Here is a 21,270-nt window from a genome sequence, read left to right as displayed (position 1 = left end):
AATATAGTTCGAATACGAAAGTATAGGAAAGAAACCTAGCGATGATTGATATTTTGGCATAAGGAAAAAACCTAGCAAAATATCGAATTTTCAAACGCTAGTCGTATCTTTTTATTCCAGTATAGAAACATAAGTATACAAAATAAAACATATATATAGATTTGAATTGAATCTATAAAAATATGCATACTGAAATAAAAGTGTATTCGCTATATAAAATTACTAGAAAACATATCCTTCTCCCATCCAGACTATACTGTCGGCCCTAGAGTTTCACTAGATCCACCGTTTTCGAGTTGAAAACGGGTCACGGACTTAGAAGTTTGCACTTCATCACCGCCGGTTGGGAATTTCACCCGACCCCGAAGGATGTTGTTTGCTCAAATTATAGCACAAAAAAGAAAAAAGGCTAGTAAAAAATGTTCGAATGTGAAGAATTGTGTGAAAATATATGTATGCTGGCATGAGGACAGAAGTATTAGAAATGTTGTAAGGAGAAGGGATGTAATGGAGTTGATCAAAAGAAAAAACATGCACAAAAAAATGTGCATGTCACATGTGAAATTATTCTGCCTCTGGTGCTCTAACAACAGATTCAAATTTTCCTTTATGCGAAGCATCGCAATAAGGCATATTTTTTGATAAACCACAACGGCATAAAGAAAATGCCGGTTTTGCTGGGAATACATTCCCTTGTGAATCAACTAATTCCACGTCCCCTGTAACGCGAAAAGAGCCATTATCATTTACTTTAATTTGTACTTTAGCCAACGCTATCCCTCCTTCCCAAACGCTTAATTTCATCATATAATCAAGAGAAGTACTTGACAATATGAAAAGAGCACTTTCTTTGGAAGAGAAGAGAGTGTTATAATGTTTTTTATAACTGACTAGAGTAAGGTGACGAAAGATGGATAAACAATTACGTACATTACGAAATATTGCAAATGAGCGCACATGGGCATCATTTTTGAATGATAATCATCCATATAGTTTGTTACATTGGTCCATTGCTGGTGTAGGACAAGAGTCAAAGGATGTTTGGTTACTGCAAGATGAGGTAACATTTCAAACGACAGAATTTCCCACGTTAGATGATGCAATAAAGTGGATTTCTGAAAATATGGAACAAGTTACAGACGTTTTAGCGCAATAAAAAAACAGGCTTATGCAAGCCTGTTTTTTGTTTCTTTTACATATGAGTTTAAAAATTGATCAATGGCTGCTTCATACTCTTCTTTATTTTCGTTATAAGAGCAAGCGTGTGCGCCGTGTTCTGCAATATAAAGCTGTTTATTGTTTTCTTTTGCTTCATAGAGTGCTTTCGTCATATCAGCTAAAATATAATCATCATCTTTACTATGAATAAAGAGGACGGGATTGTTAATGTTTTTTATACAATCGATTGGTGAAACTTCACGAATCGTATAACCGTCACGCACTTTTAAGAAAGCATTTGCTAAAGGTAATAAAGGCCATTTCGGTAAATGGAATTCAACCTTTAAACGGTGCTGTAATTGTCCGTAGAAATCAGAGAAAGGACAATCTGCAATATAGAAGTCAGCACCATCTTCTACAAGTCCTGCGTACTGAAGAAGTGTTGCAGCGCCCATCGATTCACCATGAATACCGAGTATTATATTTGTTCCAAAACGACCTTTTAGCCAGTCAACTACAGATTTTAAATCATGTTTTTCATAGTATCCATAGCTTGTTGTTTTTCCGCCAGTTTTACCATGACGACGATGATCATAAATAACGACATTATATCCTCTGTTTAAAAATAACCTTGCATATTTTACAGAGTTCATTTTATTTACAGTTACGCCGTGACAGAAAATCATAAACTTATTGGAATGACCAGCAGGAATGTAATATCCGTGAAGATCATATCCGAATTGCGAAGGAATATGAATTTCTTCTTTATGAAGAGCATCAAAATCCTCTATACGAAAATGTTTTTTCGTTTCTCTTTCGAGTATTTCTTCCTCTGTTTTTTTCTTTAAGTACATCACCTTATTTGTAAAGAAAATCCCAAGGGCAGTTATCGCACCTAGTATAGTAAACAATGCTGCAAAAAAACGTTTCATACTTTACCTCATCCTCCAAATACCGTTACATGTGATACACTTATATTGTATCACAAGGATAGAAAAGGGGAGAAATAGGAAATGGTGCATATACAAAAAATTACGCCAGCGATGAAGGAAACAATCCGAATGTTCATGTGTGAGAACTGGGGGAGTTCATTGATGGTTTCAGGTGGTAAGGAGCATCAATTAGAAGAGTTGCCAGGATTTGTTGCGCTCTCAGAAGACGGAATAATCGGAATTATAACATATGAATTGATCGGAAATATGTGCGAAATTGTATCGTTAGATAGCTTTGAAGAAAGAAAAGGAATAGGGACAAAACTTGTGGATTGTGTATTACGAGTTGCAGAAGAAGAACAGTGCAGGCAGGTTTGGCTTATAACAACAAATGATAATATGAATGCGTTACGTTTTTACCAAAAACGTAATTTTTTGATGACGAATTTATATGTAAATGCAGTTGAAGAGGCACGAAAAATAAAGAAAGAAATTCCGCGCATTGGGTATGATAATATCCCGATTTTACATGAAATTCAATTAGAATATAGTTTAGTGTAATGATGTAACAATTTTCAGAAATATAAGTTATTAACCTTGACGAATATTGTAATTTAGGTTACCGTAAAATTGTAATCTATTACCATATTAAGGGGTGACGATGTGGCAACTATACGTGATGTTGCAAAATTGGCAGGTGTTTCAGTCGCAACCGTTTCACGAGTTATAAATGAAAAAGGATACGTTCATGAGGACACAGTAAAACAAGTAAAGGAAGCAATTGAGGAATTACGTTATAGGCCAAATAGTGCAGCAAAGGCACTATTTAAAGAGAATTCAACGATAATTGCATTACTTGTAGATAATCTATATGACCCATCAAACATCACTTTGCTACATTGTATTGAGGAAATAGCGTATAAAGAAGGATATCAAATTATTGTTTGTAATATAGAGAATAAAGATAAATACATACATATGTTGAAGGAAAATAACGTTGCAGGTGTTATTTTGACAAGATCCGTTTTTAAAAGTACAGGAGAAATCCCACTTCCGTTTGTTGTGATTGATGAAAAAAAATCCCATGCAAATTATTATGAAAGTGGCCAAAGAGCGGTCTCTTTATTAAAAGAAAAAGGTTGTCACTTTCTTGCTTATTTCGGTGAGGGCGAAGATAGTGAAGAAATGGAAGAGTACATATCAGGATTTTTAGACGCTGTTTGGGAGGAAGGAATCTCTTATCGAGAAGAATGTGTACAAGGGTATACGAATAAACAGTTTGTTACGTTATTGCAAAACAATCCGTATGTAGATGGAATTGTAACTTCAAGTGATAAGATTACTTTTGAGTTAATTCGAGCAGCAAAAAAATTAAATATCCGTATACCGGATAAAGTGAAAATTATTGGAATGAACGGGAGTATAGACAGTGAATGGGCAGGTCCGTCATTTATGCAAATGGAAAGTTGTATCGAAGAAAATGGGAAAATAGCGTTGCAACAATTAAAAGGAAAAATAAAAAAGTAAAAGGTGCGTCTTATACGCACCTTTTATAATGTAATTGCGGCAATAAATCCGAATATAAGTAACGGTATATTATAATGCAGAAAAGTTGGTACACATGTATCCCATATATGATGGTGTTGACCATCAGCGTTTAAACCAGATGTTGGTCCAAGTGTACTATCTGATGCTGGAGATCCTGCATCTCCTAGCGCTCCGGCTGTACCGATAATTGCAATGGTGGCCATTGGACTAAATCCAAGCTGCATGCAAAGGGGTACAAAAATTGTTGTTAAAATAGGGATGGTTGAAAAGGATGAACCAATTCCCATCGTAACGAGAAGTCCAATTACAAGCATAAGAAATGCAGCGAGTGGTTTGTTGTTTCCAATTATATGTGCACTCGTTTGCACAAGAGATTCAACATGTCCTGTTTTTCGAAGCACAGCTCCAAATCCAGCGGCCGCAATCATAACAAAACCAATAAAGGACATCATGCGCATTCCGCTTGTTAATATCGCATCTGCTTCTTTAAGAGGTAGACTACCACTTACTGATAAGACGATAATCCCAGCTAAAGCACCGAAAATCATTGATTCTGTTGCTAATTGAACAGTTAATGTGGCTATGATAGATAATAATCCGAAAGTAATGCTACGTTTTGTATAGGGAACGATTTCATTTGCGGTAGTATGAATTTGTTCTGTTTCATACGTACGAGGTTTTCGGTACGTAATGAACACCGCTACACATAATCCGATAATCATACCGATTGCTGGAATCGTCATTGCTTTTGGAATAAGCGCGACATCAAATGTAAGACCGCTTTGCGCAGCATTTGTTTGCAATACGTCATGATAAATTTTTCCGAACCCTGCTGGAATCCACATATAAGGAGTAATTAATCCGAATGTAATAATACATGTAACAAGTCTGCGATCCACTTTCAGCTCATTTAATACTTTTAAAAGTGCTGGAATTAAGATGGGGATGAAAGCGATATGAACAGGAATCACATTTTGTGAGAAACAAGCCATCGTTAAAATGATGAATAGAATAAGTATTTTAGAATAAACTTGTTTTTTCGTGTCTTGTTCATTGCCAATCCATTTTAATGCAGTTTGAATCATGGCATCTGGAAGTCCTGTTTTGGAAAGAGAAATAGCGAAACCGCCAAGCATTGCATAACTTAAAGCGATTGGAGCACTATTTCCAAGACCAGTTGTAAAAGTATTAATCGTTTCTGAAATACCGAGTCCGCCGATAATTCCGCCTGTTAAAGCTCCAACAATGATGGCGACAATGACCTGGACACGTAACAAACTAAGCAATAGCATAACTGCTACTGCAACGAGTACAGCATTCATAATAAATGTAATCTCCCCAAAATTTTATTGTGTTAAGGTAAGTAAATATGAAGCACCTTGCTAGATTTATACATAGTTGCGACATATTATTATAAATTGTTTTTTATGAAATGTAAAAGAGCCTTTTGTTACTAATGGTGAAAAGCTAGCTCTTGTTTAATGGATTGTAAAGAACGAGCGAATAATTCTGGCTCTTCTAAATCGGGAGAATGTGCTGAATTTGGGAACCAAATCATCTTTTTTATCGGTGCTTCTATTACATCACAATATTCCTGAACGAGTGCATAAGGAGTTTGATAATCATAGCGACCAGAACAAAAATACACTGGAATAGATAAACTCGTAATAGAAGAAAAGAAATCGATTGTCAACATTTCTTCCCATAAAACGCCAGATTTTAAATTCCCTGCGAGAAACTTGAACCAATCTAATAGCGTATATTCAGGGGAAAAGAAGCCTTTTCGTATGAACGAAAAGGAAGATCCGTTTTGGATTGCTCCTCCGAATGTGCCAAGCCATTTTCTTTGAATAATAAGGCGTCTCGTATCTAAAAATGGCGGTTTTCCTAATTTTAAAAGGGACGCTAATGCTTTTTTATGATTATGTTTTTTTGCAGAACGAATTAAATGCTGATATAGTAATTCTTCGTTTTGTTTCATATGTACAATTTGCCCAATACCGATATAAGCCTCGATATATTGTGGATAATGGTGTGCTATGTTAAGCCCGATAATACTTCCCCAAGAATGACCAGCGAGAAATAGTTTCTGTTTACTGAATTTTTTAAGTACATATTGAATCACTTCTTTTGCATCGGAAATGAATTGTTCGATTGTAAAATTTGCTCCGAAATCTTTCATTGAAAAGGATTTACCTGCCCCGCGCTGATCCCAATTAATTACGATGAAGTGTTTCTCCAATTCTTTTTGAAAATGACGAATAAATCCGATTTGTGCCATGCCTGGTCCACCGTGACAGCATAATAAAATAGGCTGCTCTACGTTTTGCCCGCGCATAAGGAGAGTTTGTTTTTGGTTGTTAATCATAACGCTTTCCATCGTAGCGATACTATTAGGCATGAGTTTTTTATTTTCATTATAGAACTGCGGGGTATTGCTACGAAAAAGCATATTGAAAACCTCCTTTTCTAAAATCGTATGAATCGCACAGGCTATTCGTTTTGCATATACTGTTAGAAAATCATTGTAACATACCATACTAGTGTCATTTCAACACGGGAGGAGGGAAATTGTGACGATTGGAGAAATTATCGATTGTTTAAATAGGCGTGAATCCATCGCTATTATAGCAAAACGTCTTGAAATAAGCCCGTATACATTATCGAAGAAATTAAGATTGATTGGATACGAATATGATGGGGAACAGAAAAAGCGTATTTTTGTAGGAGATGGAGAAGAACCGCGTCACTTACAACTCCAAGAAGCGACAGCCCTTCAATATGCGAAAACGGATTATCAACTATTAATTTATGAACAATTACAAAGTATTTATGAGTTATTAAGAAAGAAAGAAGAAGTAATTGCGCCTATGATGAATATAAGTACAGAAAAAAAGAAACGTACCTTTTCTATTAATAAAGAAATATTAGCAAAACTAGACGTTATATCAGAATCGAAAGGAATTCAAAAATCTAAACTTGTAGAAGAGGCGTTACAACAATTTTTACAACAATATGATTTTAACAACACATCACATATTGATAACTAAAGAAAAGGATACTATGTTCATTGTAAGAACGAGTATCCTTTTTAGGTTTCACATATATGACGGATAAAAGGTTTATGTGTATCTTTTACGCTGAAAAATTAAGATTGTTTATTCGACTTTAATGGGCAGTAAGATCCCCATCTCAAAATTCAGTGAAAGCAAAGAAGTGAGGTGGGGGATGAAGAAAACCCCCACTGATTAAAGTTTCACTTTATTATGAGTGTACTTAATTTGTTTTTTGAATTCTACCATCGATAATTGGCTGAATAGGTTCTTTTAATTGTTTTACGTAATCGACTAGCGCTTCAAAGTCGTTTGGACCAGTTTCTGGATTTTTACCATTTTTAAATGATACAAATCCATCACCGCCAGAAGCTAAAAAGGCATTTGCCACTACGCTATACGTTTTAGATGGGGATAATTCTTCACCGTTTGTTAAACGTATATTTGTAACTTTTTCACCGTTTGGTTTATTTGCATCCCACGTATATTGAATACCTGAAATTTGAAGCATTCTCGTCGTACCTTTTTGCCATTGTTGATTTAAAATGTCACGAATATCTTGGCCTGTTAAATCTACTTTAATTAATTGGTTTCCAAAAGGCTGAATGCCATATAATTCGCCCCATGTAATATCGCCAGCATCTAAGTCATTACGAATGCCACCTGGATTCATAAGTGCGATTTGGGTTTGCATCGTTTGACGCTGGGCATCGGCAACTAAATTTCCAAGAGTGGACTCACCAGCATCATTTTGTTTACGGTCGATAGGTGCTGTAGATTTTCCGACAACTTCATTTACAAGCGGTGCGATTTTTTCCTTATATTGATCTAGTTTTTTCTTTACTTGTTTATCAGGTTCTACACCTTCATGGTATGTTGTAACAACTTCAGCTTTTTTCTTTACAATATCTTTTGTTTTACGATCAATTGTTACATCTACATCTGAGAAAGCCATTCCGTAAGAGTTCGCTTGGACGATTAGTTTATTATTTACAGTACCATTTACATACGTGTGACTATGCCCACCAAAAATAACATCAACTTCCGGATCTGTTTCATTTGCAATTCGAGTAAGGTCTCCATTTGTCACACCAGACTCATCTGTTGTCCCGCCGACATGAGCAAGGACGACAATGGATTTAACTCCAAGACGCTTTAATTGCTGTGTTGATTTATTAATTGCTTCTACTTCGTCAGTGATTTCTACATTTTTAAGCATAGTAGGCATCACCACATTTGGTGTATCAGTTGTAACTACGCCAATGAATCCTACAGGCACACCATTTACCATTTTTACAGTAAATGGCGGTAAAAATAAGCGACCAGTGGATTTATTATAGAAGTTTGCAGCAACATAAGGGAAATTAGCACCTTTGAAATTTCCTGTTTTTTCGTGATAGCCACCGTAAATGAGACGTTTCATTTCATCGATACCTTCATCAAATTCGTGGTTTCCGATTGTACCAACATCAAATTTTAAGTCATTTAAAAATTCAATCGTTGGTTCATCTTGCAATAATGCTGAAACTGGTGGACTAGCTCCGACAATATCACCAGCGTGTACGAGAAGTGTATTCGGGTTTTGCTTTTTACGTTCTTTTAAATAAGTAGCTAAGTAATCAGCGCCACCAGCTTCTTTGTTATTAACTTTTTTTACAGTATCTAGTTGTCCATGGAAATCATTAATACCAAGTATTTGTACGTCTATGTAGCGGTTTTGTTCAGCTGGAGCCTGGGATGGGGGAGCGGCAAATACGGTTGAAAAAGTAATGGTGCTTAAAACGGCAACAGCAGGAATAATTTTTTTCCACATAATATAATTCTCCTTTTTTATAATCTGACATCATACGACATAATTTTAATAGATTCATAGGATTATATCTATACAAAAAAATAGTTTTTTCGAAAAATTAACATATTTACAAAAAATGAATAATAGAGTAAAGAACCTTTTTTATTGTCGAGTTCATTGTGTATCTACTATAATGGAGAAAAAAGTAAAAGGTGAGTAGTATGAAGAAAAAGAAACAAAGACAAATGCAAAGACAATCGCAAGTGAATCAACAAAAGAAAGAGTCGCTTACATTAGGTGATCAATTAAATGATTCACTCATGCAGCAATTAAAGAATAAGAAGAAAGAGTTGCAAGTAAGGGAAGAGAAAAAAGAGGCAGCAGAACTGGAACGAAAGCGTCAAGAACAAAAAGAACGTGAAAAGAATAAATCATTTGAAGAACTGTTAAGTGAAAGTAACCTTACTTGGAAAGACTTTAAATAATAACGAAAATGATCAGTGAATAACGCTGATCATTTTTTTGACGAGCTTGTAAGAAAAGGGGAGTTAGAATGAGAAAAATTGTAGTTGTTCCGCATGAAAATCATTGGGGTGAAAAATTTCAAATGGAGGCTGAAAGATTAAAAGCCGCGATGCCAGAAAAGGTGAAGGTCCATCATATTGGAAGTACGTCGGTGCCAGGACTGGCAGCGAAACCAATTATAGATATGATTATGGAAGTAGAGAGTATCGACAGAGTAGATAGGTGGAATGAACGTTTTGAAGAGCTTGGCTATACCGTAAAAGGGGAGAATGGTATTTCAAGACGCCGTTATTTTATTCATGGAACGGAGGAAAAACGCTCGTATCACTTACACGTGTTTGAAAAAGGAAATCCTGAAATAGTAAGGCATTTAGCATTTCGTGATTATATGATGGCTCATTGTGAAGAAGCTGAGGCATATGCAACTTTAAAGAAAGAATTAGCTGAAAAGTATACATATGATGGTGCGTTATATTCGGAAGGGAAAACTGAGTTTGTACGTAATGTTGATGAAAAAGCGAAGAAATGGATAGAAAATACTGTGAATGAATGAGTTCGCATTATTTTAGAAAGTATATAAGTTTATTATGTAAACTGTACATATGTTTTGACTTTTTGGTTGAATCTTGTTCAAATAAAGTGGTGGCTTATAAAAAATGTAATAATGAAAGGGAGACGACTGTGCACATTCCAACAACTACACTTCATAATGGCGTGAAAATGCCGATGATTGGTTTAGGCGTTTATAAAGCGAAAGAAGGCGACGAAGTAAAACAAGCAGTAAAAACAGCGTTAGAAGTTGGATACCGTTCGATTGATACAGCAACTGTATATGAAAATGAAAGCGGTGTCGGGGAAGCGGTTCGTGAATCAGGGATTCCGAGAGAAGAGATATTTATTACAACAAAAGTTTGGAACGATGATCAAGGATACGAGGAAACACTTGAGGCTTTTGAGAAAAGCTTAAAAAAATTACAAATGGACTATGTAGATTTATATTTAATACATTGGCCAATAAGAGGGAAGTATGTTGATACGTACCGAGCGTTAGAAAAGCTGTATGAAGAAGGTAAAGTGCGCGCGATTGGTGTTTCTAATTTCCATAAACATCATTTAGAACTGCTATTACCAAATTGCAAAGTAAAGCCGATGGTAAACCAAGTGGAACTTCATCCAATGTTAACACAATTTGAATTGCGTAATTTCTGTCAAGGTGAGCAAATTCAAATGGAAGCATGGAGTCCGTTAATGAGAGGCGGAGAAGTATTTCAGCACCCGATTATTCAGGCTATTGCTACTAAATATGAAAAAACACCTGCGCAAGTTATATTAAGATGGGATATTCAAATCGGGGTTGTGACGATTCCTAAATCTGTTACCCCATCTCGCATTCAGGAGAATTTTTCTATCTTTGATTTTTCACTAACGGAAGAAGAGATGACTCAAATTAATACGTTAAATCGTAATTTACATGTAGGAACGAATCCTGATAAATATGATACGTTATAAAAAGACGCTACCAGTATGGTAGCGTCTTTTTAACGGTGTAATGCGTACGTATCACATTTCACAATTTGCTGAAGCTGTGTATATTCTGCTGTTGTTAACTCTATTTGTTTACTAGACTGTACATTTTCTCGTAATTGTTGAATAGAGCTTGCACCAGGTATAACAGCTGCAACAGTTTCGTTATGTAAGCAATATTGAATAGCTGTTCCAGTTAAGGAGTTTTCTCCAATTATTTCTTTTACATTCGTAAGCGTCGCATATAATTCATCGTAAGAATAAGAAAGGTAATCTTTTTCTTTTACTCTTTCTATCTTTCTTGTATTGTTATCAGTTAATATTCCTTTCGCAAGTGGTCCGCGAGCAATGACACTAATTTGATGTTCATTAAGAAGCGGAAACCATTCTTCAGGGCGACGATTCAAAAGGCTATATTCCATTAGAACACTAACGATATTTGAACGCTTTGCATACTCACGGATGACATTTGGACGTATAGAAGAAATACCGTAATGGCGAATGATACCTTCTTGTTTCAATTCTTCAAAGGCTTCAATTACTTCATCTATAGGATCTTCAATCGTCCCGCCGTGAAGTTGATAAAGATCAATATAATCAGTTTGAAGTCTACGTAAACTTTCTTTCACTTCAGCCTTTATGTAATTTTTAGAAGGATCCCAAGACCAGCCGTTTTTTTCTTCTGTCCATCGATTTCCAACCTTCGTTGTAAGAACAATTTGGTCTCGTTTTCCTTTTAAGGCTTTTCCAACAAATTCTTCGTTTAATCCATAATTATATAAATCTGCTGTATCAAAAAAATTGATTCCTAAATTGATTGCTTCATCGATAATACGCAGGGCTTCTGTTTCAGATGTACCGAGAGACATACAGCCAAGTCCCATTTCTGTCACAAATAAATCTGAGTTTCCTAATTGACGTTTTTTCATAAGTCAACCTCCTTCTCCTTATTCTTATTGTACGCAAGGGAAAAGAGGTTGACAAACGTTTACTTTTTAGTTGCTGTAATCCACTCTTGTACAGTTGTATACTCTTTGCCATATTGTTTTAGCTTATGGCGAATTTGCCATGCTTTTCCGACTAAAGTGACGCGATTTGGTAAAATATAAACTTTCATTTCTATCACGCTCCTTTCAATGTGGTAAAATGTATGAGGAAAGAATAGGAAATAGAACAGGGAGATGAAGTAGTATGAGTAATCTTGCAGAGAGAACAATAAAAACTGAGCCGATTTTTGATGGTAGAGTTATAAAAGTTCGTGTTGATGATGTAGTATTACCAAATGGAGCAATGAGTAAACGTGAAATTGTAAATCACCCTGGTGCAGTTGCTATTATTGCTATTACTGATGAGGGGAAAATTGTACTTGTTGAGCAGTATCGTAAAGCGCTTGAAAAGGCGATTATAGAAATTCCGGCCGGCAAGTTAGAACCAGGTGAAAAACCTGAGGTGACAGCAGTTCGTGAATTAGAAGAGGAAACAGGTTATGTATGTGAAAATATGGAGCTTATTACTTCTTTCTATACATCTCCAGGATTTGCAGATGAAATTTTATATGTATATAAAGCGACAGGTTTGACGAAAAAAGAAAATAAGGCTGCGTTAGATGAAGATGAGTTTGTGGAATTAATGGAAGTATCATTAGAAGAAGCAACTACTCTTATGAAAGATCTGCGTATTCACGATGCGAAGACGATGTTTGCAGTACAATATTTACAACTACAAAAATAAACACTCGCCAAAGGCGAGTGTTTTTTAATTAATTTTTGCATATACGCGTGCATCACGTAAGCTACCATCTGGTGCTATGAAATCATTTTCCATTGTACCTTCTAGAATAAATTCTAAACGTTCTGCTAAGTTACATGCATTTGTATTTGTTGCATCAATACGAATTTCAATTCTTCGAGCGCTTAGCTTATCAAAGGCAAATTGAATGGCACCTTTCACAGCTTCGGTCATATAGCCTTGTTTTGTATAAGCGCTATGTAGCCAGAAGTGAAGTGAAAACTTTGGAATATCCCAGTTTTCAGGCTTGAGCGTTATAGCTCCGATGAATGTACCAGATACTTTATCGTATAAGTGAAAATCAAGTGTTTCACGAAGTAAAAACTGTCCGTGAGCGTTACGAACGATTTCTTCAGCACTTTCTTCTGTTTCAGCGTTAATTGGCATCCACGGTACTAAGTCTTCTAGAGAAGCTTGTATTGCTTCATACACTTCTGCACCATCACCTGGAAATGGCTTACGAACCTGTAAGCGTTCAGTTTGAAATAATGTTGGAAAATCTAATAATAATGGTTTCAAGAGAAATCCCTCCTATTCTCTACTTTTTAGTTTAGCAAAGTAGAGCGGAATTTCAATGTTAATTCGTCATACTTTTTTCTTTCTTTCATACATTTTTAGTAAGAGTGTGAACGGAGGGAAGAAAAATGTGGAGAAAAACTTGGCAAGACCGTGTAATGTCTCACATACAGGAAAACTCTTCATTATATATATTTAACGCTGTTTTGTTATTGATGGGAGTAATATTTGGAGCGATTCTTGTAAATAGTTTACAATTAAATCAAAAACAAGATTTATCATTTTATTTGCAACGTTTTTTTGGACAAGTTTCTAAAGGAGAATTTGCTATTGCAGGCGAAATGTTTCGAGAAAGTTACTTTTCACAATTAAAATACATTGGATTTATTTGGATTTTAGGGATTTCAATTATTGGATTGCCACTTATTTTTATTTTATTATTTGCAAAAGGAGTAGTTGTCGGATTTACAGTAGGTTTCTTAGTAAGTCAGCATGGATGGAATGGATTATTATTAGCATTCGTTTCTGTATTGCCACAAAATCTCATTATCATCCCAGTATTTCTCGTTATGACAACAATTGCCGCAAGCTTTTCTTTACGCATGATTAGGCATCAATTTATACGAAAAATAACCGAGCCACTATTACCATTATTAATTCGTTATACATGCTTCTTTCTTATCATTGGAGCGGTGCTAGCTCTTGCTTCTAGTGTGGAAGCTTATGCATCACCATTTTTAATGAAAGAAGTCGTTGAGGCTATTAATAAACAATAAATACTTTGTGAGAATAATTATCAATTTGTTTTTATTGTTTTTCTTTTGACAGAAGCCCTTCTTCTGATATAATGGTGTAAGAGTGGCGAGGAGGGAGTAGTACCGAATGGAAGAAAGAATTGAACGAATTAAGAAGCAATTACATGCAGCGAGCTACAAATTAACACCGCAACGTGAAGCAACAGTTCGTGTGCTGCTAGAAAATGAAGAAGATCATTTAAGCGCAGAAGATGTTTACCTCCTTGTAAAAGAAAAGTCGCCAGAGATCGGATTAGCAACCGTCTATCGAACTTTAGAACTATTATCTGAGTTAAAAGTTGTCGATAAGATTAACTTCGGAGACGGTGTTTCACGCTATGACTTACGCCAAGAAGGTGCGCAGCGTTTCCACCATCATTTGATTTGTACACAATGTGGTGCTGTACAAGAAATACAAGAAGATTTACTTGGTGAAGTGGAAAGGAAAGTAGAACATGACTGGAGCTTTAAGGTGAAGGATCATCGTTTAACATTCCATGGGATTTGTAAAAATTGTCAAGAAAATGAAACGGATGAAAAATAACCTTTTCCTATTTAACTAGGAAGAGGTTTTTTATTTGAATAAGGTATAAATTGGTGAAAGCTTGGCATATGTTGTAATAACTTATATTTTGGAGGAATTTACAATGCGCCGAGCTTTAAAATTAACTTTTGATGGGATAAAAGTATTTTTATTATTTACAAGTTGTACGATTTTGTTTTATTTCGCTATACTATGGATAAATGAAGAATATGAAAGCTATCATCGTTATGAAAAGCCAAAAGAAGAGACTGTAGAAAAAGTATCAGGGAATGAAGAGCCGGCAAAGGATGCTTTCGTAAATAGAATGATGTTTTTCTATGAAAATGGGGAGTAGTGTAGATTGGAAGATCAATTAAAAGATTTTATTCATTATATGGTTGTCGAAAAAGGGCTAGCGAAAAATACGGTAGTATCTTATGAACGTGATTTGAAAAGTTATGTAAAGTATTTGCAAAATGTAGAACAAGCGAAAAGCTTTCATGAAGTGACACGCTTGCACATTGTTAATTTTCTGCAGCACTTAAAAGAAAACGGAAAATCTTCGAAAACATTAGCACGTCATATTGCATCGATTCGTTCGTTTCACCAATTTTTACTTCGTGAACGAGCAGTAGAGCACGATCCATCCGTACATATTGAAACGCCGCAAGGTGAACGGAAATTACCGAAAGTATTGTCAGTTGATGAAGTAGAGGCGTTACTGCAGACACCAAAAATGACGAGCGCTTTTGGGGTTCGTGATAAAGCGATGCTAGAGTTATTATATGCAACAGGACTTCGTGTTTCAGAATTAATTGCATTAAATTTAGAAGATGTACATTTAACGATGGGATTTGTTCGATGCATAGGGAAAGGGAATAAAGAAAGAATTATTCCACTAGGAAGTTTAGCGACGGAAGCGATTCAAAAGTATATTGAAAAGGGAAGAAGAGAATTGATGGGGAAAAAAGTAGTAGATGCACTCTTTTTAAACCATCATGGAAATCGATTATCAAGACAAGGATTTTGGAAAATTTTAAAACGATTAGCGAAAGAAGCAAATATTGAAAAAGAGCTTACACCTCATACGTTGCGTCATTCTTTTGCTACGCATTTATTAGAAAATGGTGCAGACTTACGTGCTGTGCAAGAAATGCTTGGACATGCAGATATTTCAACAACACAAATCTATACGCATGTTTCAAAAACTAGATTAAAAGATGTATATAAACAGTTTCATCCGAGAGCATAGATACTATGCTCTTTTTTCATAGATTCAAAAGGCTATAGCACTTCACAGAAACTTCACAAACATTTCGTACATTGTTTTCAGCAGAAGACTAGAATATTACAATGTTTTTCCTCTATACTAAATAAAGTATGAAGGAGGAAATGATGATGAAAAAACTTATTATGACTTTATTTATCGCGATGCTAGCATTGGCTGGCTGTAATACAAACAAAGAAGAACCGAAAAAAGAACAGAAACTAGAAGCTGTAAAAGTAGCAGTTCAAACAAATCCGAAAGAAATTAAACCTGGTGAAAAAACAGAAGTACAAGCACTTGTTACACAAGGAAAAGAAAAGGTAACAGATGCTGATGATGTAAAGTTTGAAATTTGGAAAGCTGGCGACGAAAAGCACGAGATGCTAGAAGGTAAGCATAAAGGAAAAGGTGTTTATGCTGTAGAGAAAACGTTCGAAACGGATGGAGTATACCACATTATTGCTCACACAAATGCACGTGAAATGCATGTTATGCCAGAAGTAAAAGTGGCTGTAGGAAATGCGAAGGTAGAAGATGCGAAAAAAGAAAATAGTGATCATGGTGCAGGACATGGCGATCATAAAAGCGATACAATGATCCACCTTATGGCTGGTGACATAAAAGCAAATGCTGAATCAACAATGAAAGTTCACTTAAAACAAAAAGAAGAAGCGTTAACTGGTGCTGAAGTCCAACTTGAAATTTGGAAAGATGGTGTTGAAAAACACGAATTTATTCCAGCGAAAGAAGGAAATAAAGGGGAGTATGAAACGAAACATACTTTCAAAGAAAACGGTTCTTACAAAGTGAAAGTTCATGTTAAAAAAGGCGAATTGCATGAACATAAAGAAGAAACAGTAGAAGTAAAATAAAAAGGTAGCTCTTTAGAGCTGCTTTTTTTATTTTTATCCTGAAAATGATCAGTGGGAAAGAACAAAACCGCCATTGATTAAAATTTCACTTTATATGAAGAAATAAATCATAAAATGATTAGCACTTCTGTGCATAATGGATTACAATAGAAGTGTGAAGAAAATGAGAAATTCTACGAAAATGTATTAAAAAGAAAGCGTAAACATGTTATGATATCAGTATCAGATGTCTGACATCTGACTTAGAAAAAACTAGAAATGTTTTTGCGTCGTTTCAAGGTAAACGAAATAGGTTAGAGAATGATTTAAAGAAGTACTGTTTGATAATGAGAACGAAAGATAATTCTTATGGAGAACAGTTTCACTTTATAGCGTTTTGAACATACTACAAGAAGTAGAACTGAACTTATAGGAGGTCGCAGTTATGAATAAATATAAACGTATATTCCTAGTCGTAATGGACTCTGTTGGAATCGGTGAAGCACCAGATGCTGAACAATTTGGTGATTTAGGATCTGACACAATTGGTCACATTGCTGAACATATGAATGGGTTACAAATGCCTAACATGGTGAAATTAGGTCTTGGTAACATTCGTGAAATGAAAGGCATCTCTAAAGTAGAAAAACCACTTGGATATTATACAAAAATGCAAGAAAAATCTACTGGTAAAGATACAATGACAGGCCACTGGGAAATCATGGGTCTTTACATTGATACACCATTCCAAGTGTTCCCAGAAGGATTCCCAAAAGAATTACTTGATGAATTAGAAGAAAAAACAGGCCGTAAAATCATCGGTAATAAACCAGCTTCTGGAACTGAAATTCTTGATGAACTTGGTCAAGAACAAATGGAAACAGGCTCTTTAATTGTTTACACTTCTGCTGATAGCGTACTACAAATCGCAGCACACGAAGAAGTAGTGCCGCTTGATGAGTTATATAAAATTTGTAAAATTGCACGTGAATTAACGTTAGATGAGAAGTACATGGTAGGCCGTGTTATTGCTCGTCCATTCGTTGGTGAGCCTGGAAACTTTACACGTACACCGAACCGTCATGACTATGCATTAAAACCATTCGGCCGTACAGTAATGAATGAATTAAAAGATAGTGATTATGATGTGATCGCTATCGGTAAAATCTCTGACATCTATGATGGTGAAGGGGTAACTGAATCACTTCGTACGAAGTCTAACATGGATGGAATGGATAAGCTTGTAGATACATTAAATATGGACTTTACAGGTCTTAGCTTCTTAAACTTAGTTGACTTTGATGCATTATTCGGTCACCGTCGTGATCCACAAGGATACGGAGAAGCTCTGCAAGAATATGATGCACGTCTTCCAGAAGTATTCGAAAAACTAAAAGAAGATGATTTATTATTAATTACAGCAGACCACGGTAATGACCCAGTGCATCATGGTACTGATCATACACGTGAATATGTACCGTTATTAGCATATAGCCCAAGCATGAAAGAAGGCGGAAAAGAGTTACCACTTCGTCAAACATTTGCTGATATTGGTGCAACTGTAGCAGAAAACTTCGGTGTGAAAATGCCAGAATACGGAACAAGCTTCTTAAACGAGCTAAAGAAATAGGGGGATAAACAAATGAATCGTGAACTTATTACAAAATCAGCTTCATATTTAAAAGAGAAATTTCAAGAGACACCACAAGTAGGACTAATCCTTGGATCTGGACTAGGTGTATTAGCAGATGAAATCGAGAACGCAGTAACAGTACCTTACAGTGAAATCCCTGAATTCCCAGTTTCAACTGTAGAAGGCCATGCAGGTCAACTAGTATTCGGTACACTTCAAGGTGTAACGGTAGTAGCAATGCAAGGACGTTTCCACTTCTATGAAGGATACGATATGCAAAAAGTAACATTCCCAGTTCGTGTTATGAAAGAACTAGGGGTAGAAACAGTTGTTGTAACAAATGCAGCTGGTGGTGTAAATACATCATTCGAACCAGGCGATCTTATGTTAATTTCAGATCACATTAACTTCATGGGTACAAATCCATTAATCGGACCAAATGATTCTGAAATGGGTGTACGTTTCCCTGATATGTCTACATCATATACAGTAGAGCTTCGCGAAATGGCGAAACAAGTTGCAGCAGACTTAAATATTAAAGTACAAGAAGGTGTATACGTTGGAATGACAGGTCCTGTATATGAAACACCTGCTGAAATTCGTATGCTTCGTACACTTGGCGGAGATGCAGTTGGTATGTCAACAGTACCTGAAGTAATTGTAGCGCGTCACGCTGGTATGAAAGTACTTGGTATTTCTTGTATTTCAAATATGGCAGCTGGTATTTTAGATCAGCCACTTCACCACGATGAAGTAATCGAAACGACAGAACGTGTTAAAGCTAACTTCTTAGCATTAGTAAAAGCAATCGTAAAACAAATGAAGGGGTGACCTCACAATGAGAATGGTGGACCTAATTGCAAAAAAACGTGACGGACATGCATTAACGACAGAAGAAATTAACTTTATTGTTGAAGGATATACAAATGGTGATATTCCTGATTATCAAGTAAGTTCACTTGCAATGGCAATTTTCTTCCAAGATATGAACGATCAAGAACGTGCAGATTTAACGATGGCAATGGTAAATAGCGGTGATACAATCGACTTATCAGCTATTGAAGGAGTAAAAGTAGATAAGCACTCCACAGGTGGCGTTGGTGATACAACAACACTTGTATTAGGTCCATTAGTAGCCGCTTTAGGTGTACCGGTTGCAAAAATGTCTGGACGTGGTCTAGGACATACTGGTGGTACAATTGATAAATTAGAAGCAGTTCCAGGATTCCATGTTGAAATCGAAAATGATGAATTCATGCGTCTTGTAAATGAAAATAAAATCGCAGTTATTGGTCAAAGTGGAAACTTAACACCTGCGGATAAAAAATTGTATGCACTTCGTGATGTAACGGCAACAGTAAACTCAATTCCGCTTATTGCAAGCTCAATTATGAGTAAAAAAATTGCTGCTGGTGCAGATGCAATTGTTCTTGATGTAAAAACTGGAGCAGGTGCATTTATGAAAACAGATGAAGATGCAAAACGTTTAGCAGAAGCAATGGTACGCATTGGTAATAACGTTGGTCGTAATACGATGGCTGTTATTTCTGATATGAGTCAACCACTTGGTGAGGCTATTGGTAACGCACTTGAAGTACAAGAAGCAATTGATACGTTACAAGGTAAAGGACCGAAAGATTTAGAAGAGTTATGTTTAACGCTTGGAAGTCAAATGGTATACCTTGCTGGACAAGCTTCATCTCTAGAAGATGCACGTGAGAAATTAATTGAAGTAATGAACAACGGTAAGGCGCTAGAATCATTTAAAACGTTCTTATCAGCGCAAGGCGGCGATGCATCTGTTGTTGATGATCCTTCTAAATTACCACAAGCACAATTTAAAATTGAAGTGGAAGCGAAGGAAGACGGTTATGTATCAGAAATCGTTGCAGATGAAATCGGAACAGCAGCAATGCTTTTAGGAGCAGGACGTGCGACGAAGGAATCTGAAATTGATTTAGCAGTTGGCTTAATGCTTCGTAAAAAAGTAGGGGACAGCGTGAAAAAAGGTGAATCCCTTGTTACCATTTACGCAAACCGTGAAAATGTAGAAGACGTAAAAGCAAAAATTTATGAGAACATGAAGATCTCTAAAGAGCATGTAGATGCACCAACATTAGTGCACGGCATCGTTACTGAATAATAAAGAAGGGCCAGGGAGTATTTCTCCTTGGCTTTTTTTACTATTTTTTGTTTATAATAATAATGGGTGAAAATATGATTAGAATTTGTGCAATAACAAAAACAGATGAAGTATTATATGATGTTTCGCTAGAGGAAACAAAGAAAGACCATATTGTATGGTATTGGCTAGATTTATATAAGCCAACGAAAGAAGAGTATACATACATTTTGCAAGATCATTTTAAGTTCCATCCCCTTGCAATTGAAGACTGCATAGAATATGTACAGAGGCCAAAAGTTGATTTTTATGATGGATATAACTTTTTAGTTCTTCATGCATTTGGTGAGGATGGATTAGAACCGCACGAGATTGATTTATTTATTAGTGATCGTTATATTGTTTCTTTCCATTTTTCTCATAACAATGCAATTGAAAGAGTATGGAAAACGCTTGGAGAAAAGAAGCGTATTAAAAATAGTCCTTTACACGTAGCGCATACAATTATCGATCAAATTGTAGATGACTATTTTGCGCCTGTATATTACATTGAGGATCATTTAAATGCAATTGATGATAATTTAACGGGTGAAACGGCAGGAAGTGTACTAGAAGAAGTATTTGATATACGTGCAGATTTATCGAAGTTAAGACGTACAATTATTCCGATGCGTGATTTATTGTATCGTATTTTAAATTCGACTCGTTTTTACGGTATAAGTGATCATGAAATTTATTTTAAAGATATACATGATCATTTGCTTAAACTGACCGAAATGATTGAAGCAAGCCGGGAGTTAACAGCAGATATTCGAGATAGCTATTTTTCATTAAACTCGCATCATATGAATAACATTATGAAAACATTAACTGTATTCTCGACTATTTTCATGCCATTAACATTTATTGCGGGAGTATATGGAATGAACTTTACGCATATGCCAGAGCTCGGTGGACAATATAGTTATTTTATTTGTTTACTTATTATGGCACTAATTGGCGGCGGCATGATGGCTTGGTTTTATAAAAAAGGATGGTTTAAGTAAAAAACACCGAGGGAAAATTCCTCGGTGTTTTTACTTAACCAATAGCATGTAATACGAACATGGCTAAGAATAAGCATGTAATGATATACATAGACGGTGCGACTTCTTTACGCTTTCCAAGAGCAACTTTTAAGATAGGATAAGCAATAAATCCGAACGCAATGCCATCAGCTATACTATATGTGAGCGGGATCATGA

25 protein-coding genes, 1 pseudogene and 1 riboswitch are annotated in these 21,270 nt (G+C 35.8%); of the genes and pseudogenes, 17 read left to right on the top strand and 9 right to left on the bottom strand.

Annotated features, from left to right (window positions below; all coding sequences use genetic code 11):
- Window positions 1–230: 230 nt before the first annotated feature.
- Window positions 231–374: riboswitch (FMN riboswitch) on the bottom strand.
- Between the two features lie 190 nt (window positions 375–564).
- Window positions 565–771, bottom strand: coding sequence for a CDGSH iron-sulfur domain-containing protein (locus MR079_RS19150; RefSeq protein ID WP_001151582.1), 207 nt, complete (start codon window positions 769–771; stop codon window positions 565–567).
- Window positions 772–910: 139 nt separating this feature from the next.
- Between MR079_RS19150 and MR079_RS19145 the strand changes: the two genes are divergently transcribed.
- Window positions 911–1,156: a YqkC family protein gene (locus MR079_RS19145; protein ID WP_000360809.1), complete on the top strand. Its 246-nt coding sequence runs from the start codon at window positions 911–913 to the stop codon at window positions 1,154–1,156.
- Between the two features lie 10 nt (window positions 1,157–1,166).
- Here MR079_RS19145 and MR079_RS19140 read toward each other — a convergent pair whose 3' ends face one another.
- Window positions 1,167–2,090 carry an alpha/beta hydrolase gene (locus MR079_RS19140; protein ID WP_242294445.1) on the bottom strand — a complete coding sequence of 308 codons (924 nt, stop codon included), beginning with the start codon at window positions 2,088–2,090 and terminating at the stop codon, window positions 1,167–1,169.
- Window positions 2,091–2,171: 81 nt separating this feature from the next.
- Here MR079_RS19140 and MR079_RS19135 point away from each other — a divergent pair, with 81 nt between their 5' ends.
- Window positions 2,172–2,651, top strand: a complete 480-nt coding sequence (locus tag MR079_RS19135) for a GNAT family N-acetyltransferase (protein WP_139866787.1) — start codon at window positions 2,172–2,174, stop codon at window positions 2,649–2,651.
- Window positions 2,652–2,753: 102 nt separating this feature from the next.
- Complete coding sequence (locus MR079_RS19130) at window positions 2,754–3,617, top strand: LacI family DNA-binding transcriptional regulator (RefSeq protein ID WP_242294444.1); 864 nt, start codon at window positions 2,754–2,756, stop codon at window positions 3,615–3,617.
- A gap of 23 nt (window positions 3,618–3,640) precedes the next feature.
- Here the strand turns inward: MR079_RS19130 and MR079_RS19125 are convergent, their stop codons facing one another.
- Together MR079_RS19125 and MR079_RS19120 are read right to left on the bottom strand one after the other, a co-directional pair.
- Window positions 3,641–4,960, bottom strand: a complete 1,320-nt coding sequence (locus MR079_RS19125) for a Na+/H+ antiporter family protein (protein ID WP_000994827.1) — start codon at window positions 4,958–4,960, stop codon at window positions 3,641–3,643.
- Window positions 4,961–5,091: 131 nt separating this feature from the next.
- Window positions 5,092–6,090: an alpha/beta fold hydrolase gene (locus MR079_RS19120; RefSeq protein WP_103626103.1), complete on the bottom strand. Its 999-nt coding sequence runs from the start codon at window positions 6,088–6,090 to the stop codon at window positions 5,092–5,094.
- 121 nt (window positions 6,091–6,211) lie between these two features.
- Here MR079_RS19120 and MR079_RS19115 point away from each other — a divergent pair, with 121 nt between their 5' ends.
- Window positions 6,212–6,688 carry a ribbon-helix-helix domain-containing protein gene (locus MR079_RS19115; RefSeq protein ID WP_000151911.1) on the top strand — a complete coding sequence of 159 codons (477 nt, stop codon included), beginning with the start codon at window positions 6,212–6,214 and terminating at the stop codon, window positions 6,686–6,688.
- Window positions 6,689–6,914: 226 nt separating this feature from the next.
- Here MR079_RS19115 and MR079_RS19110 read toward each other — a convergent pair whose 3' ends face one another.
- Window positions 6,915–8,504 (bottom strand): bifunctional metallophosphatase/5'-nucleotidase, encoded by a 1,590-nt coding sequence (locus MR079_RS19110; protein ID WP_242294443.1) that lies wholly within the window; start codon window positions 8,502–8,504, stop codon window positions 6,915–6,917.
- Window positions 8,505–8,704: 200 nt separating this feature from the next.
- Here MR079_RS19110 and MR079_RS19105 point away from each other — a divergent pair, with 200 nt between their 5' ends.
- The 3 genes from MR079_RS19105 (at window position 8,705) to MR079_RS19095 (ending at window position 10,517) form a co-directional block, all read left to right on the top strand.
- A complete protein-coding gene (locus MR079_RS19105) occupies window positions 8,705–8,968 on the top strand; it encodes a YqkE family protein (protein ID WP_139866793.1) in 264 nt (87 codons plus the stop codon).
- A 68-nt stretch (window positions 8,969–9,036) separates the two neighbouring features.
- Window positions 9,037–9,561: a GrpB family protein gene (locus MR079_RS19100; RefSeq protein WP_139866795.1), complete on the top strand. Its 525-nt coding sequence runs from the start codon at window positions 9,037–9,039 to the stop codon at window positions 9,559–9,561.
- Window positions 9,562–9,689: 128 nt separating this feature from the next.
- Window positions 9,690–10,517, top strand: coding sequence for an aldo/keto reductase (locus tag MR079_RS19095; protein WP_139866797.1), 828 nt, complete (start codon window positions 9,690–9,692; stop codon window positions 10,515–10,517).
- Window positions 10,518–10,546: 29 nt separating this feature from the next.
- Here MR079_RS19095 and MR079_RS19090 read toward each other — a convergent pair whose 3' ends face one another.
- On the bottom strand, window positions 10,547–11,461 hold the full coding sequence (locus MR079_RS19090; RefSeq protein WP_139866799.1) for an aldo/keto reductase: 915 nt from the start codon (window positions 11,459–11,461) through the stop codon (window positions 10,547–10,549).
- Window positions 11,462–11,520: 59 nt separating this feature from the next.
- Window positions 11,521–11,649, bottom strand: coding sequence for a Z-ring formation inhibitor MciZ (gene mciZ, locus MR079_RS19085; protein WP_000870299.1), 129 nt, complete (start codon window positions 11,647–11,649; stop codon window positions 11,521–11,523).
- A 74-nt stretch (window positions 11,650–11,723) separates the two neighbouring features.
- On the opposite strand from mciZ, the gene MR079_RS19080 reads away from it, so the two are divergent.
- On the top strand, window positions 11,724–12,263 hold the full coding sequence (locus tag MR079_RS19080; RefSeq protein WP_139866801.1) for an NUDIX hydrolase: 540 nt from the start codon (window positions 11,724–11,726) through the stop codon (window positions 12,261–12,263).
- Window positions 12,264–12,287: 24 nt separating this feature from the next.
- Here the strand turns inward: MR079_RS19080 and MR079_RS19075 are convergent, their stop codons facing one another.
- Window positions 12,288–12,839, bottom strand: a complete 552-nt coding sequence (locus tag MR079_RS19075; protein WP_000803491.1) for a GNAT family N-acetyltransferase — start codon at window positions 12,837–12,839, stop codon at window positions 12,288–12,290.
- A 155-nt stretch (window positions 12,840–12,994) separates the two neighbouring features.
- On the opposite strand from MR079_RS19075, the gene spoIIM reads away from it, so the two are divergent.
- The 9 genes from spoIIM (at window position 12,995) to corA (ending at window position 21,072) form a co-directional block, all read left to right on the top strand.
- Window positions 12,995–13,612 (top strand): stage II sporulation protein M, encoded by a 618-nt coding sequence (spoIIM, locus tag MR079_RS19070; RefSeq protein ID WP_240795792.1) that lies wholly within the window; start codon window positions 12,995–12,997, stop codon window positions 13,610–13,612.
- A gap of 106 nt (window positions 13,613–13,718) precedes the next feature.
- Window positions 13,719–14,174 (top strand): ferric iron uptake transcriptional regulator, encoded by a 456-nt coding sequence (gene fur, locus MR079_RS19065; RefSeq protein ID WP_000392655.1) that lies wholly within the window; start codon window positions 13,719–13,721, stop codon window positions 14,172–14,174.
- Between the two features lie 103 nt (window positions 14,175–14,277).
- The gene (locus tag MR079_RS19060) at window positions 14,278–14,508 is read left to right on the top strand and encodes a YqzK family protein (RefSeq protein ID WP_001250432.1); all 231 of its coding nucleotides are present in this window, start codon (window positions 14,278–14,280) and stop codon (window positions 14,506–14,508) included.
- A 6-nt stretch (window positions 14,509–14,514) separates the two neighbouring features.
- Window positions 14,515–15,405, top strand: coding sequence for a site-specific tyrosine recombinase XerD (xerD, locus tag MR079_RS19055; RefSeq protein ID WP_000390084.1), 891 nt, complete (start codon window positions 14,515–14,517; stop codon window positions 15,403–15,405).
- Window positions 15,406–15,548: 143 nt separating this feature from the next.
- A complete protein-coding gene (locus MR079_RS19050) occupies window positions 15,549–16,292 on the top strand; it encodes a FixH family protein (protein WP_061183923.1) in 744 nt (247 codons plus the stop codon).
- A 424-nt stretch (window positions 16,293–16,716) separates the two neighbouring features.
- Window positions 16,717–17,901, top strand: a complete 1,185-nt coding sequence (gene deoB / locus MR079_RS19045; RefSeq protein WP_001046082.1) for a phosphopentomutase — start codon at window positions 16,717–16,719, stop codon at window positions 17,899–17,901.
- Between the two features lie 12 nt (window positions 17,902–17,913).
- The gene (locus MR079_RS19040; RefSeq protein WP_001078446.1) at window positions 17,914–18,735 is read left to right on the top strand and encodes a purine-nucleoside phosphorylase; all 822 of its coding nucleotides are present in this window, start codon (window positions 17,914–17,916) and stop codon (window positions 18,733–18,735) included.
- Window positions 18,736–18,742: 7 nt separating this feature from the next.
- On the top strand, window positions 18,743–20,047 hold the full coding sequence (locus tag MR079_RS19035) for a pyrimidine-nucleoside phosphorylase (protein WP_001243079.1): 1,305 nt from the start codon (window positions 18,743–18,745) through the stop codon (window positions 20,045–20,047).
- Between the two features lie 62 nt (window positions 20,048–20,109).
- Entirely contained in the window at window positions 20,110–21,072 is a 963-nt protein-coding gene (corA, locus tag MR079_RS19030; RefSeq protein ID WP_001998197.1) for a magnesium/cobalt transporter CorA, read from the top strand.
- A gap of 34 nt (window positions 21,073–21,106) precedes the next feature.
- Here the strand turns inward: corA and MR079_RS19025 are convergent.
- Window positions 21,107–21,270 (bottom strand): annotated as a pseudogene (locus tag MR079_RS19025) (NCS2 family permease); the annotation flags it as partial.

This window comes from Bacillus cereus group sp. BfR-BA-01381 (assembly GCF_022663555.1).
GTDB lineage: Bacteria > Bacillota > Bacilli > Bacillales > Bacillaceae_G > Bacillus_A > Bacillus_A pacificus.
Note: the sequence above shows the minus strand (reverse complement) of the source record. Positions and strands in the feature narration are given on the sequence as shown.